Raw genomic sequence first — 15,014 nt, forward strand, 5'->3', positions numbered from 1 at the left:
ATGCGACGCTTATAATAATTATTATCGTTTACATTCGTTATCACCGACATCAGAGAAAAAACCATGCCGACCAAGCGTCCTTCTTCATCCCAGGCTGTGTTCAGCCGATTTCCCGTGCGCGGTGCGGCGCTCGCCATTGCCGCTGCGTTAGGCTCCTTCAGCCTGCCGTCTTTGGCCGCCGACAGCGCGGCCAGCAGCGGCAAGGAAGATACGCTCACCGTGGTGGGCAGCAGCAGTGCGCCGCAGGAGAGCGCCTGGGGGCCGGTAGGCACCTACGCCGCCAAGCACAGCGCCACCGGCACCAAAACCGATACGCCGCTGGTGAAAACGCCACAGTCGGTATCGGTGGTAACACGTGAAGAGATGGACATGCGCCAGCCGGACACGGTAAAAAGCGCGCTGGCCTATACGCCAGGTGTGATGGTCGGCAACCGTGGCGCCTCTACCGCCTATGATGCGGTGAACATTCGCGGCTTCAGTTCGGTCGGCACCAATATGTATCTGGACGGCCTGAAGCTACAGGATGACAACTATTCGATTTTTCAGATCGATCCCTACTTCCTGGAGCGTGCCGAAGTGCTGCGCGGGCCGTCTTCGGTGCTGTACGGCAAAAGCAATCCGGGCGGGGTGGTGGCGTTGGTCAGCAAACGCCCGACTACCGAGCAACTGCGCGAAGTCCAGTTCAAGATGGGCACCGACAATCTGTTCCAGACCGGGTTTGACTTTGGCGGTGCGCTGGATGACGCCGGCGTTTATTCGTATCGCCTGACCGGCCTGGCGCGCGACGAAGATCAGCAGCAGGTGGGAGAGAAGAGTAAACGCTACGCCATTGCGCCTTCCTTTACCTGGCGACCGGACGATCGCACCTCGCTGACGCTGCTCAGCAGCTTCCAGGACGATCCGAGCGTGGGTTATTACGGCTGGCTGCCAAAAGAAGGCACGGTTGAAAACGGTATCAACGGCAAGCTGCCAACCAGCTTCAACGACGGCGAGCCAGGTTACAACAATATCTCGCGCAAGCAGCAGATGCTGGGTTATGCCTTTGAGCACGGCTTCAACGACGTATGGACCGTGCGGCAAAACCTGCGCTATTCCAAAATGGACATCGATTACCGTTCTATCTATGGATCGGGCATCAGCGCCAGCAACCCTGCCGAGCTGACGCGCGGGGTGATGAACTCGAAGGAACACCTGTCCAGCTTTGCGGTGGATACGCAGGCGCAGGCCAGGTTCGCTACCGGCGCCGTCGATCACACCCTGTTGCTGGGCGTAGATTATATGCGCATGCGTAACGACGTGATTTACCAGTATGGCAGCGCGTCCAGTCTGAACGTCATTGCTCCGCAGTACGGTAACCAGAGTTACACGATTAACGGCGGCGCCAGCCAGCTTAATCGGCAGGAGCAGACCGGCCTGTATGTTCAGGATCAGGCCGAGTGGAATAACTGGGTGCTGACCATGGGCGGCCGTTATGACTGGAGCGACACCAACAGCACCAACCGTTTGGACGGCGATTCGGTATCCCGACAAAAGGATAATCAGTTCACCGGACGTGCCGGTCTGAATTATGTATTTGATAACGGCGTTGCGCCTTACCTCAGCTACAGCGAATCCTTCGAGCCGACCTCCGGTGCCGATATTGCTGGCAACGTGTTCTCTGCATCCAAAGGCCGGCAGTATGAAGCCGGCGTGAAGTATGCGCCGGCAGATCGTCCGATCACCGCCAGCATGGCGATTTATCAGTTGACCAAAACCAACAACAAGGTGGCCGATACCGATCACCCCGGCTTTACCAAGCAGGGGGGCGAAATCCGCTCGCGCGGCGTAGAGCTGGAGGCCAAGGCGGCGCTGACCGCCAATGTCAACCTGCTGGGTTCGTATACCTATACCGATGCCGAATACACCAAAGATACCACCCTGCAGGGTAATGCCCCGGCAGCCATGCCCAAGCACATGGCGTCGCTGTGGGCGGATTACACCTTCTACGAAACGGCGCTCAGCGGCCTGACCCTGGGGTCCGGGGTGCGCTACGTCGGTTCCAGCTACGGCGATGAGGCCAACAGCTTTAAAGTGAAAGACTACACGGTGTTTGACGCGGCGGTGAAGTACGATCTGACGCGCTTCAACCTGCCGGGCTCTTCCATCGCCATTAACATCAACAATGTGTTTGACAAGGAATACGTCTCCAGCTGCTTTGCCACCTATGGTTGCTACTGGGGCGCAGAACGTCAGGTGGTCGCTACCGCAACCTTCCGCTTCTAACCGGACAACCGCAGGGGGGCCTAGGCTGCCCTGCGGTGAAAACAGGGCCTATGCAGGATAAACAACATCTTCAAGACGCAACGTTCGCGTTGGACAACGCGAGCTTTGCCGTTCCCGGGCGCATACTGCTGCAACCGCTGTCGCTGTCCTTCCCCCAGGGGAAAGTCTGCGGACTGATCGGTCACAATGGCTCCGGTAAATCCACCTTGCTGAAAATCCTTGGTCGTCATCATCAGCCAACCGGCGGCCAGGCGTTGCTTAACCAGAAGCCGCTGCCGCAGTGGGACAGCAAGGCGTTTGCGCGCCAGGTAGCCTATCTGCCGCAGCAATTGCCGGCCGCGGAAGGGATGACGGTGCGCGAGCTGGTAGCGATTGGCCGCTATCCATGGCATGGCGCGCTGGGGCGTTTTTCTGCCGCCGATCGTCAGCATGTCGAAGAAGCCATTGCGTTGGTGGGGCTGAAGCCCTTTGCTGCGCGGCTGGTGGACAGTTTGTCCGGCGGCGAGCGGCAACGTGCCTGGCTGGCAATGATGGTGGCGCAGGATAGCCGCTGCCTGCTGCTGGATGAACCGACCTCCGCACTGGATATCGCGCATCAGGTCGAGGTATTGGCGTTGATCCAGCGCCTGAGCCGGCAGCGTGGCCTGACGGTGATTGCGGTACTGCACGACATCAATATGGCCGCGCGTTATTGCGATAGCCTGGTGGCGTTGCGTAGCGGCGAGGTCATTGCGCAGGGCGCTCCGCTGGAGTTGATGCAGGGGCCGGTGCTGGAGCAAATCTACGGTATTCCAATGGGCACGCTGCCGCACCCAAGCGGCGGCGCGCCGGTGAGCTTTGTCTACTGATGCGTCATTTTCCTCATGATCCTGTCCGACGCCGCCTGCTGGCGGCGATGGCAGCGGCGCCGTTGCTGTATTCCCTGCCGGGCCGCGCGGCCGCGTTGCCGGACCTGTCGCGCATTGTCGCGCTGGAATGGCTGCCCACCGAACTGCTGATGGCGCTGGGCGTTACGCCTATGGCGGTGGCCGACATTTACAATTACAACCTGTGGGTCAATGAGCCGGCGTTACCGGCGTCGGTGATTGACGTGGGTCAGCGCACCGAACCGAATCTGGAGCTGCTGCAACAATTGCAACCGTCGCTGTTGCTGCTGTCACAAGGTTATGGCCCCTCGCCACAACAATTGGCACCGATCGCGCCAGGCATGGCATTCAATTTCAACGACGGCAGCGGCAAACCACTGACGGTGGCCCGGCAGTCGCTGCGGCAGTTGGCGCAACGGCTAGGGTTGGAGACGCGTGCGCAACGGCACCTGATGCAGTTCGATGCCTTTATCGGCGATGCGCGTCGGCGGTTGCAGGGGTATACCACGCAGCCGCTGCTGCTGTTTTCGCTGGTGGATGCCCGTCATGCGTTGATCATCGGTCAGCAAAGCCTGTTTCAGGAAGTGATGGACCAACTCGGCATCGCCAACGCCTGGCAGGGCGAAACCAATTTCTGGGGGTCGGCGGTGGTGGGGATTGAACGGCTGGCCGCGGTGAAAAACGCGCGGGCGATTTATCTCGATCATGGAAATCAGGCGATGTTGGAGCAGGTTAGTGCGACGCCGTTATGGCAGGCGTTGCCGTTTGTACGCCAGCGGCAGCTGCGCAAGGTGCCGGCGGTATGGTTTTATGGCGCGACGCTGTCGGCGATGCGCTTTTGTCGTCTGCTGGAACAGGCGCAGGGGGGCAAGCGATGAGCGCGCGACTCCGTCTGATGCCGGTTACGTTGATATTGCTGCTGTTGGCAGTGGCAGGCGGCCTGACCCTCTACAACCTGATGCAGCAGTTGCCGACGGCGCTGTGGCCACAGGCGCTGAGCGCACCGGATATCGACGATGTGCGGCAAATGGTGTTTCATTATAGTCTGTTACCGCGTCTTGTCGTTTCGCTGCTGGCGGGGGCAGGGCTGGGGCTGGTGGGAGTACTGTTCCAACAGGTATTGCGTAACCCGCTGGCTGAACCGGCGACGCTCGGGGTGTCTGCGGGCGCCCAGTTGGGCCTGACCATCGCGACGCTGTGGATGCTGCCGGGCGGCGAACTGACCCGGCAACTGGCGGCGATGGCGGGCGCCATCGTGGTCGGTGGACTGGTGTTCGGCGTGGCCTGGGGCAAGCGCATGTCTCCGGTGACGCTGATTCTGGCCGGGTTGGTACTGGGGCTGTACTGCGGCGCGGTCAGCAGCCTGCTGGCACTGTTCAATTATGAACAGCTGCAAGGGCTGTTTATGTGGAGTACCGGTTCTCTCAATCAGCAGGATTGGAGCGCGGTGCAGTTCATTTGGCCGCGGCTGCTGATGGTTGCGTTGCTGGCGGCGTTGCTGATCCGGCCGCTGACGCTGCTGGGGCTGGATGACGGTGTAGCGCGCAATCTGGGGCTGGGTCTGGCGCTGTCGCGTTTCTGCGCGCTGGCGTTGGCGATTGTCTTCAGCGCCATGCTGGTCAACGCGGTGGGTGTGATTGGCTTTATCGGTCTGTTTGCGCCGCTGATGGCGAAGATGCTCGGCGCGCGGCGTCTGGCTCACCGTATGTTACTGGCTCCGCTGCTGGGGGCTATGCTGCTGTGGCTGACCGATCAGGCGATGATATGGTTGACTCAGGTGTGGCGTGAAATTCCTACCGGTGCCGCTACGGCACTGATCGGTGCACCGTTACTGCTGTGGCTGTTGCCTCGTCTGCGCAGCGCCGCAACGCCGCCGCCGATGAATCTCGGCGATCGTGTTCCGGCCGAGCGTCGCCATCTGCTGCTGTGGTTGCTGCTGGGCAGCGTACTGTTGCTGGCCGGGCTGGCGGTGGCGCTGATGTTTGGCCAGAATGCCGCTGGCTGGCACTGGAGCCACGGCGCGGAGTTCGAGGCTTTGCTGCCCTGGCGTTGGCCACGGGTATTGTCGGCGCTGGCGGCCGGCATGATGCTGGCGGTAGCAGGCACGCTGATCCAGAAACTGACCGGTAACCCGATGGCCAGCCCGGAAGTGCTGGGGATCAGTTCCGGTGCGGCGTTTGGCGTGGTGGTGATGCTGTTCCTGGTGCCGGGCGATGCCTTTGTCTGGCTGTTACCGGCGGGCAGCCTCGGCGCGGCGGTCACGCTGCTTATCATCATGATCGCCGCCGGGCGTGGTGGTTTCTCGACCGAGCGCATGCTGCTGGCGGGTATCGCGCTCAGCACCGCGTTCACCACCACCATCTACCTGCTGCTTGCCAGCGGCGATCCACGTATGGGCGGCCTGTTGACCTGGATTTCCGGTTCGACCTATTCGGTGACGGCGCCGCAGGCGGTGCGCACGGCGGTGATTGCGGCACTGCTGGTGCTCTTGGCACCGCTGTGCCGTCGTTGGTTGACCATTCTGCCGCTGGGGAGCGCCACCGCACGTTCGGTCGGCATTGCGCTGACGCCGGTGCGGCTGAGCATTCTGCTGCTGGCGGCGACGCTGACCGCCATGGCGACGCTGACCGTGGGGCCGCTGAGCTTTGTCGGCCTGATGGCGCCGCATATGGCGCGCATGCTGGGATTCCGCCGCGCGCTGCCGCAGATGCTGATCGCAGCAATGTTGGGCGGCCTGCTGATGATGTTTGCCGATTGGTGCGGCCGCATGGTGATGTTCCCGAATCAGATCCCGGCCGGGTTGCTGGCGACGTTTATTGGCGCGCCGTACTTCGTGTATCTGCTGCGCAAACAGACGTCGTAAGCCGAGCCCCCGCGGTACTCTCCGCCATTGGCTTACCAATCCGGGCGGTAAGGCAATCCGGCGGCGGCGGGGGGATTGCCTCCGTTGGCCGGCTGTCGACGCGTTGCTCCATGAGCATCCCTCCGTTCAAAAAAAACGGCAAGCCAAGGCTTGCCGTTTTCATGTTGATGCCGGGGCTTATTTCAGGCCGGCAGCGTCCCGCAGCAGTGCGGCTTTGTCGGTCGCTTCCCATGGGAAGTGCTCACGGCCAAAGTGGCCGTAGGCGGCGGTTTCGCGATAGATCGGCTGCAACAGATCCATCATCTGAATCAGGCCGTATGGGCGCAGATCGAAGAATTCGCGCACCAGCAGCGTCAACTGCTCGGTTGGCACTTTCTCGGTACCAAAGGTTTCCACCATGATGGAGGTCGGTTCCGCCACGCCAATCGCGTAGGAAACCTGGATCTCACAGCGGTCGGCCAGGCCGGCGGCCACGATGTTTTTGGCAACATAACGCGCCGCATAGGCGGCTGAACGGTCAACCTTGGACGGATCCTTACCGGAGAACGCACCGCCGCCGTGGCGTGCCATGCCGCCGTAGGTATCAACGATGATCTTACGCCCGGTCAGGCCGCAGTCGCCCATTGGACCACCGATGACGAAACGGCCGGTTGGGTTGATGTGGAATTTGGTGGTGGCGCTCAGCCACTCTGCTGGCAGTACCGGCTTGATGATTTCTTCCATCACCGCTTCTTGCAGGTCTTTCAGCGCGATGTCTTCGGCGTGCTGGGTAGACAGCACCACCGCATCGATGCCGACGATCTTGCCGTCGTCATACTGGAAGGTAACCTGGCTTTTGGCGTCCGGGCGCAGCCACGGCAGGATACCGTTTTTACGCACTTCGGACTGGCGCTGTACCAAACGGTGCGCGTAAGTCACGGGGGCGGGCATCAGCACGTCGGTTTCGTTGGTGGCGTAACCAAACATCAGGCCCTGATCGCCGGCGCCCTGTTCCAGCGGATCGGTACGGTCAACGCCCTGGTTGATGTCTGGCGACTGCTTGCCGATAGCGCTCAGTACGGCGCAGGAGTTGGCGTCAAAACCCATGTCTGAATGAACATAGCCGATCTCACGTACGGTCTTGCGGGTGATCTCTTCGATATCGACCCAAGCGCTGGTGGTAATTTCGCCACCGACCAGTACCATGCCGGTTTTTACGTATGTTTCGCAGGCTACGCGAGCTTTTGGATCCTGTTCCAGGATAGCGTCAAGAACCGCATCGGAGATCTGGTCGGCGATTTTATCAGGATGACCTTCAGAAACGGATTCTGACGTGAAAAGGTGTTTAGCCATTGTATTCTTTACCTTGCATAAGACGGGTTGGAAATTACTGCACAGCGCTGGAGATCCGGGCACCAGGCGAAGGGTCTCCGCGGATGGCGCGAGATGCATCCTGCAACGCCCCTCTGGCAAAGCCGTTAAGCAGCTTGTCGGTTAACCAGTATAGATGGATTAACATCTGGACGTCTATTTTAGGTTATGCTTTAGCCGGATTGCCAGTATTTTTTTGCCGCATCGCTCTTTTACTCAAGCCAGGTGACGCCATTTTCATCGCTTGAAACAGTTGTCGGCCAATTTTCATTTTGCATTTTGCCCCGGTTACCGGTATAAACTGCGCGCGCGGTTCATTTGGTGCACAGTACGCGGCGGGAGAGGTTGTCAGTTCCCGTGTCTGCCGGCTGTGGCAACCTGACCAACCGTAGGCGTCGCTGCGACGCCGCCGCTTCATCGAACGGTCACGTTCGTTCACTATATATAGAGGCTGGGTCGTTCATCATGAGCGACGCGCGTGGAGGTGGTTGGATTAATGATCCGTTGTCTACCGGTTGTTGGTTCTCAACAGCAGTGCCGTTCTGGCGCCAATTCTTCTGCTATCTTCCGTTTTGTCTCTACACCATCAACCCGATGTTACACGCATCTGGGCGCTACTCAGGATTCTCGGGCCGGCTAACGGTCGTCTGACGAACTGAACAAGGGTAGCCTACAGCCTTCCTGTGGGATGTTTCTTGACCCGATTCACGAGGTTTGAACAGGGTGTCTTACAATTATATGAGTAATAAACCGATCGCTACCGGCGAACGGCAGGGTAATTCACTGCCGCAAAGGCGGTTTGTCGGGTTGTTCTCGCGGGATGTAGCTGCGATAGTGGCTGACTATATCGTCAGTACCGGAAGTGAGGCGAGTAATGTCTGATGATCTGCTGAAACACCGTCCGCCGGTTGCGGACGAATCTATTTCTTTGCGCTCCATGCAGGAGGTTGCCATGAATGATCGTAATGCCAGCAAGATGCTGCGTACTTATAATGTCGCCTACTGGGGCAACAACTATTATGACGTCAACGAGCTTGGCCACATCAGCGTGTGCCCCGATCCGGACGTCCCGCAGGCGCGCGTCGATCTTGCCGAACTGGTGAAGGAGCGGCAGAAAGAGGGGCAGCGCCTGCCGGCACTGTTCTGCTTCCCACAGATTTTGCAGCACCGTCTGCGTTCGATTAACGCGGCGTTCAAACGCGCGCGTGAATCGTTTGGCTACGAGGGTGGCTACTTCCTGGTTTATCCGATCAAGGTGAACCAACACCGCCGGGTGATTGAATCGCTGGTTAACTCCGGCGAGCCGCTGGGGCTGGAGGCCGGTTCCAAAGCCGAGCTGATGGCGGTGCTGGCACATGCGGGCATGACTCGCTCGGTGATTGTCTGTAACGGTTATAAAGACCGTGAATATATTCGTCTGGCGCTGATCGGTGAAAAGCTGGGGCACAAAGTGTACCTGGTGATTGAAAAGATGTCGGAAATCAACCTGGTGCTGGAAGAGGCCGAGCGGCTGAACGTGGTGCCGCGCCTGGGCGTGCGTGCGCGTCTGGCGTCGCAGGGCTCCGGCAAATGGCAGTCCAGCGGTGGCGAAAAGTCCAAGTTCGGTTTGGCGGCGGTGCAGGTATTGAAACTGGTGGAAACGCTGCGTGAGGCGGGTCGCCTCGACAGCCTGCAATTGCTGCACTTCCACCTGGGGTCGCAATTGGCCAACATTCGCGATATCGCGACCGGCGTGCGTGAATCAGCGCGTTTCTACGTCGAACTGCACAAACTGGGCGTCAACATCCAGTGCTTCGACGTGGGCGGCGGTCTGGGGGTCGATTATGAAGGCACGCGCTCCCAGTCTGACTGTTCGGTGAACTACGGTCTGAACGAATACGCCAACAACGTCATCTGGGGTATCGGCGACGCCTGTAACGAGCACGGCTTGCCACACCCGACGGTGATCACCGAATCCGGCCGTGCGGTCACCGCCCACCACACGGTGCTGGTATCCAACGTGATCGGCGTGGAACGCAACGAATTCGGCGAGCCTCATCCGCCGGCAGAAGACGCGCCGCGTGCGCTGGAAAGCATGTGGGAAACCTGGCTGGAAATGAACGAGCCGGAAAACCGCCGTTCGCTGCGTGAATGGCTGCACGACAGCCAGATGGATCTGCACGATGTGCATACCCAGTACGCGCACGGCATGCTGGATCTGACCAAGCGTGCCTGGGCGGAACAGCTGTACCTGAACATCTGCAACAAGATCCAGCAGCAGCTCGATCCGAGCAACCGCGCACATCGCCCGATCATCGATGAACTGCAAGAACGCATGGCGGACAAGTTTTACGTCAACTTCTCGCTGTTCCAGTCAATGCCAGACGCCTGGGGGATCGATCAGCTGTTCCCGGTACTGCCGCTGGAAGGGCTGGACAAGCCGCCGGAAGGCCGAGCGGTGCTGCTGGATATTACCTGTGACTCCGACGGTACCATCGATCATTACGTCGACGGCGATGGCGTCGCGACCACCATGCCGATGCCGCCGTACGATCCGGAAAACCCGCCGGTGCTGGGCTTCTTTATGGTCGGTGCCTATCAGGAAATCCTGGGCAATATGCATAACCTGTTTGGTGATACGGCATCGGTTGACGTCTATGTCTTCCCGGACGGCACCATTGAAACCGAGTTGTCTGACGAAGGCGATACGGTGGCGGACATGCTGGAATATGTGCAGCTGGATCCTATTGCGCTACTGGCCAAGTTCCGCGATCAGGTCAAGGAAACCGATCTGGACGACGGGCTGCAAGCGCAGTTCCTGGAAGAGTTTGAAGCCGGGCTGTACGGTTATACCTATCTTGAAGATGAATAATCGTTCAGGCGCTGCATAGGCTTGCCAGGGGAACATGCCAGTCACTCCGCTGACTGGCATTTTTACCGGTTAATGGTTGGATTTGATCTTCTCTCTGAAAATATAAACAGTACATTTACCGTTGGCCAAACTCGAGTAACTCGCGACGTTCTCAGCTTCTCTAACTCATATTTTATTGACATAAACTCGATTGTTTAATACTGACAGCAGGGTTAATGAAAAGTAGGTATATTCCTTAATTTCAAGGTCATTAAAATTAACCTCGACGCTTTTAAATGTACTGATAAAGAACTTAGTAAAATTATATTTATAATGCTTTAACGTAGCTCGATAATAAATTCACTCGTTACCAATACTGATAATAGTTACAAGTTGGTCAATGTTCAATTAAATAACAAAAAGAGAAAAGACCCCCGTCAACGGATGAGCCATGTCCTGCGAAAAGGTATCGCCGAAACGCCATTATATCCAGAGCATATTATTATCTTATTGTCCCCTTCATTGAGATCGTTGAATAATCTCGATATATGAACAGAAAATGACGGTTGTCACCAAAGTAAAACACCGTCAGCCCTAATTGTGCAGGTTTTTTGAACTTAGAAAACAGGTTTTTTGCGTAATAACAACGCTGTTTTTTTATATTTTTAATTTAGCCAATTGACTTTCCTCATTCCTGGTCTACAGTTTCGAATAACCAGATCGGGGTTATAAAAATAGATTTAATTGGCTAGTTTTTTGCGTAACTAAATCATAGATAAAGAACCTTTGGGGTAAGGGTATGATGCATAAAATAAGTTCGTTAGCTCTATATACTAGCGTAGTATTGGTTCAGATTAATGCTTATTCGTTCGCTGCACCTGGCCCGCTGAGCATCCCCCTTGGTCATCTCGGCGATCGCCTCACCATCAATGTCGGGGTCAATGGCGGGCCTGCGCAGAAATATATCTTTGATACCGGATCCGAGCAGTTCAACGCTGCGCTTGCCCAACAGGATACTTCTCGCTTGCCGAATGTATATCAGCCGTACGATTATCTTTATGGCGGCGAAAAAGACGCATGGGGGGGATACTGGCTACAGCGTAAGCAGATAACCAGTCTGACTTATTACACCTCAGATGACAGACCCACGCCGGTAGTCACGCCTGATAGCAATAATCAAGGCTACGTGATTGGCCAGATTGAACATATCTTGAGCAATAAGCCCTCAGAGCCCGATCAACAACCATTTAAGATCCTGAATAAAGTACCTTACTACCTTAACCTGGCCGAGGAAGACAAACTTAAGAAGGGAAAACCGCCGGAAGAAGGTTATTTCTACGGCACCTTTGGCGTAGGGGATTTTCTTTTTCAGGACGCTGACCAACAACCCGATGGTGGCAGTCCCTTTGCCACTGTTACTAAAACAGGTTTTATCGTTGCGGGTAATGACAATTCGCACAGCGATGGCACAACGCTTTCACCGGGTTGTGCGCCGTGCAGTATCCTCCATCTAACCCCCAGCCTGCGGGCGCAGTTCGACACCCTGGCCCCCTGGGAAGCAGCGCGGGGTGAAGGCTATGTACCCCACTTCCCCAATTCTGGTGCCCCGGCATCAACACAGTATGAAGGAAGGTTTAAATATACCTTCACGCTCAATGTCAACGGTAAGCCGCACACCGTTGAACTTCCCGCTGAGGGGCTCGGTAGTGCAATTTTATTCGACACGGGTAATCCCACAGATGTCACGATAGATAGCCAAAAGCTAGAGAAACTTTTAACGGAAAAAGGGATGCAAATTGTTAATACAAAAGACGGTTATAAAGTAAGTAACATTACAGAGATATCACTACAACCACTTGATAGTAATGGTAATAATGTGGGTCCCAGCGTCATCCTCACCAATAAAAATGACAAGGAAATCCTGGATGTCGACAAGAATGGCAGTGATGACAAGACTTGGAACATTACCTTGGGGCTTGGTTTTTTCCGTAACTATTCAGTGATGTACGATTTACAAAACCAGCTAACAGGGTTTACTCCCTTCTTCGTCAGCGCTGATAATTTTTCAACCGATGCCAACGGTAGCGGATTGCACCTTAACCGCGTGACCAGCCAAATGGGAAATCAGATGGTTCCCCCCAAGGGCGACCCCTCGGCTGCTCCTAACGGAAGAAAAGGCTATCTGGGGCTGGCGGGTTCCATCTCCGGCGCCGGCGACCTAACGCTGATGCCGGACGTGGTGGTCAACATGACCGGCATCAACACCTATACCGGCGTCACCCGGGTGAGCAGAGGCGCAGTGTTATATCTCGCCGGCCCCGGCAGCATCGCCTACTCGGCATCGCTGGAAAATAACGGTTGGTTTGACATTTCCAAGCACGGCAATGCCAATTCGTCGTGGGGCGTACCAAATAGCATGAACAATGCCACCATACGTAGCTTAAGCGGCAATGGCGTGGTCACGCTGGGGGACAGAACGCTGGTATTGAGCCAGGCCAGGGATAACTTTTCTGGTCGTATCACCGACGTTGCCCTCGGCAATCCTGACGGGAAGCATCATAAAGGCGGCCTGACTATCGCCGGCGGCCAGCAGACGCTGAGTGGACAAAATGACTACACCGGCCAGACGCAAATTTCCCAGGCTGCCGCATTACAACTGGCTAACACCGGTGCATTAGCCAGTGATGTCGCGGTTGACGGGGTGTTTATTGCCAACGGTAAGGCGTCCGGCGCTACGAGGGTAAATGAAGGTGGTCTGGTCAGCGGTAGTGGGCATATCGGCACGTTGACGGCAAATAAAGGGGGGGCGGTTGCACCCGGCAATTCCATCGGTACCTTGACGATTGATAACGATTTAACGTTGGAAAATGGCTCCCGTTATCTGGCGGAAGTCGAGGCCGGGCGTAGCGATCTGCTGCAGGTCAATGGCCAGGCTACCCTGAACGGTGGCGAAATTGCGGTGATGCCGCAAACGGGTCAAAACCTGTTGGCTTCAACATCCCCCTCAGGCAATATCCTGGCGCAGCGTTATACCGTGCTCACTGCCGCACAAGGCGTCACCGGACAGTTTGGCCCTGCCGAAACCGGACCATTTTTAACCCCCGATCTGACCTATCAGGTCAATAGTGTCTCCCTGGGTTTACAACGTAGCGCAACGCGTTTTGCGGATGTCGCAACCACCGCCAATCAACGTAATCTGGCCACGGCAATTGAACGCCTGCCGGCTGCTAACCCGGTGTATCAAAGCTTGCTGATGGCCCCTTCTGCGGAGCTGGCGCGACAGGCGTATCGTCAATTATCCGGACAGGTCCACGCGGACATCGCCTCCGCGCTGGTGAATAACAGTCGCTATGTTCGCGATACGCTTAACGGGCGTTTACGCCAGACTCAGGGGGCAGCGGACAGCAGCGAGATAAAACAAGACGAGGGCGGTGCCTGGGTCAGTTTGTTGGGCAACTGGCAACACGCCAGCGGCAATGAGAATGCCACGGGCTTCCACGACTCAACCTTTGGGGTATTGCTCGGTGCAGATAATGAACTGGCCGATCGCTGGCGTCTGGGCCTGGCTACCGGTTACACCCGCACCTCACTGCACGCAGACGGTGCCTCTGCCGACAGTGATAACTATCATTTGGCCGTCTATGCTGGCAAAGCCTATGACAAACTGAATCTGCGTGCCGGTAGTGCCTATACCTGGCACCGGATTGAAACCTCACGGGGAATCGGCTATTACGGCCAGTCTGATAACGCCAAAGCGCGTTATAACGCGGGAACCGGCCAGATATTCGCGGAAGCGGCTTACCGTTTGGATAATTCCTGGTTTAATCTGGAGCCATTTGCCAACCTGGCATGGGTGAATTATCGCAGCGATAATATGGCCGAAAGTGGCGGCGCAGCTGCGCTGTCAGCAGACAGCCAGAGCACCAGCGCAACGCTATCCACCCTGGGTATGCGAGCTGACAAACGCTGGAGCAGCGGTAAAGACAGCGCCGTTACGCTGCGGGGCGAACTGGGCTGGCAGCATCAGTACAACGATACTGACCGCGAAGTCGGTTTGCGCTTTGCTGGCACTGACGCCACCTTCAATACCGCCACGGTCGCAGCCTCACGCGACGGCATGGTAATGAAGGCAGGCGCGCAAGTTAATGTGGGAAAAACGCTGGATGTATCACTCAGTTATACTGGCCTGCTATCAAAAAACTATCAGGATAATGGGCTGACGGCGGGGGTTCAGTGGCGATTCTGATGATGGTCGTTCCCTGAAGCGATTTCGCACTCAAACAGCCATTCGTCAGAATAGCCTAGTGACGGCAGAGGCGCATGGCTGTGCGCAGAGCGTTATGCCCGTAAGTCTCAGGCTCTGGTGAGAAAGATGTTTAACTTGCTGACGACGCTGCTTTGTGTTGGAGAGTAGCTGTTGCAAATCATGAGGAAGATATGAAAAGTGAATGCAAACGACATGGCGTGACCGCTTTGGTTATCTTTTTATTTAGTATTTTGCTGCTTCAAGGCTGCGTCAGCCAGGAGGACCCTCGTGTGGTGGCTGCCGTTGAAGATAAACCCTTTAGTATCTGGTTCGATAAACTCGTCAGACAAACAGAACAAGACCCTATTTACAAACGGATCCCCATTGATACAACGGCGCAATCAAAAGAATTCCTGCTTTTATTACATGACACTTATCGGCACAGAATAACAAAACAGGCCTTTTCTCAGCGTGTGAATACGCAATACCCGAACCATCAATATGAAACGGCTTTCATCGTCGCCAGGCTTCCCTAAGGCTTAATTTGGTTAAGGGGAAGCGGCGCGGAGGAAATGGTTCCAATCCGTCTTCAATAGC

Annotated in this window: 8 protein-coding genes; 7 read left to right on the forward strand and 1 reads right to left on the reverse strand. The window is 56.5% G+C overall.

Going from position 1 to position 15,014, the window contains the following annotated elements; genetic code table 11:
- Positions 1-63 precede the first annotated feature (63 nt).
- From fhuA to fhuB, 4 genes are read left to right on the forward strand one after another with little or no spacing between them, the layout of a single operon-like run.
- Positions 64-2,262: a ferrichrome porin FhuA gene (fhuA, locus tag NYE85_RS08460; RefSeq protein ID WP_259004295.1), complete on the forward strand. Its 2,199-nt coding sequence runs from the start codon at positions 64-66 to the stop codon at positions 2,260-2,262.
- Positions 2,263-2,312: 50 nt separating this feature from the next.
- Positions 2,313-3,110, forward strand: coding sequence for a Fe3+-hydroxamate ABC transporter ATP-binding protein FhuC (fhuC, locus tag NYE85_RS08465; protein WP_259004296.1), 798 nt, complete (start codon positions 2,313-2,315; stop codon positions 3,108-3,110).
- Positions 3,110-4,006, forward strand: a complete 897-nt coding sequence (gene fhuD / locus NYE85_RS08470; protein WP_259004297.1) for a Fe(3+)-hydroxamate ABC transporter substrate-binding protein FhuD — start codon at positions 3,110-3,112, stop codon at positions 4,004-4,006. Before fhuC ends, fhuD begins: the two co-directional genes overlap by 1 nt.
- Positions 4,003-5,991, forward strand: a complete 1,989-nt coding sequence (gene fhuB, locus NYE85_RS08475) for a Fe(3+)-hydroxamate ABC transporter permease FhuB (protein ID WP_259004298.1) — start codon at positions 4,003-4,005, stop codon at positions 5,989-5,991. The genes fhuD and fhuB overlap by 4 nt, the downstream gene beginning before the upstream one ends.
- 177 nt (positions 5,992-6,168) lie before the next feature.
- Here fhuB and metK read toward each other — a convergent pair whose 3' ends face one another.
- A complete protein-coding gene (gene metK, locus NYE85_RS08480) occupies positions 6,169-7,323 on the reverse strand; it encodes a methionine adenosyltransferase (RefSeq protein ID WP_259004299.1) in 1,155 nt (384 codons plus the stop codon).
- An 892-nt stretch (positions 7,324-8,215) separates the two neighbouring features.
- Between metK and speA the strand changes: the two genes are divergently transcribed.
- From speA to NYE85_RS08495, 3 genes are all read left to right on the forward strand, one after another.
- Complete coding sequence (gene speA, locus NYE85_RS08485; protein WP_259004300.1) at positions 8,216-10,192, forward strand: biosynthetic arginine decarboxylase; 1,977 nt, start codon at positions 8,216-8,218, stop codon at positions 10,190-10,192.
- A gap of 778 nt (positions 10,193-10,970) precedes the next feature.
- Positions 10,971-14,417: an autotransporter outer membrane beta-barrel domain-containing protein gene (locus tag NYE85_RS08490; RefSeq protein WP_259004301.1), complete on the forward strand. Its 3,447-nt coding sequence runs from the start codon at positions 10,971-10,973 to the stop codon at positions 14,415-14,417.
- Between the two features lie 191 nt (positions 14,418-14,608).
- A complete protein-coding gene (locus tag NYE85_RS08495; RefSeq protein WP_259004302.1) occupies positions 14,609-14,953 on the forward strand; it encodes a hypothetical protein in 345 nt (114 codons plus the stop codon).
- Positions 14,954-15,014 lie beyond the last annotated feature (61 nt).

It is taken from the genome of Serratia sp. AKBS12, from assembly GCF_024793895.1.
In the GTDB taxonomy this organism is placed as follows: Bacteria; Pseudomonadota; Gammaproteobacteria; order Enterobacterales; family Enterobacteriaceae; genus Serratia_F.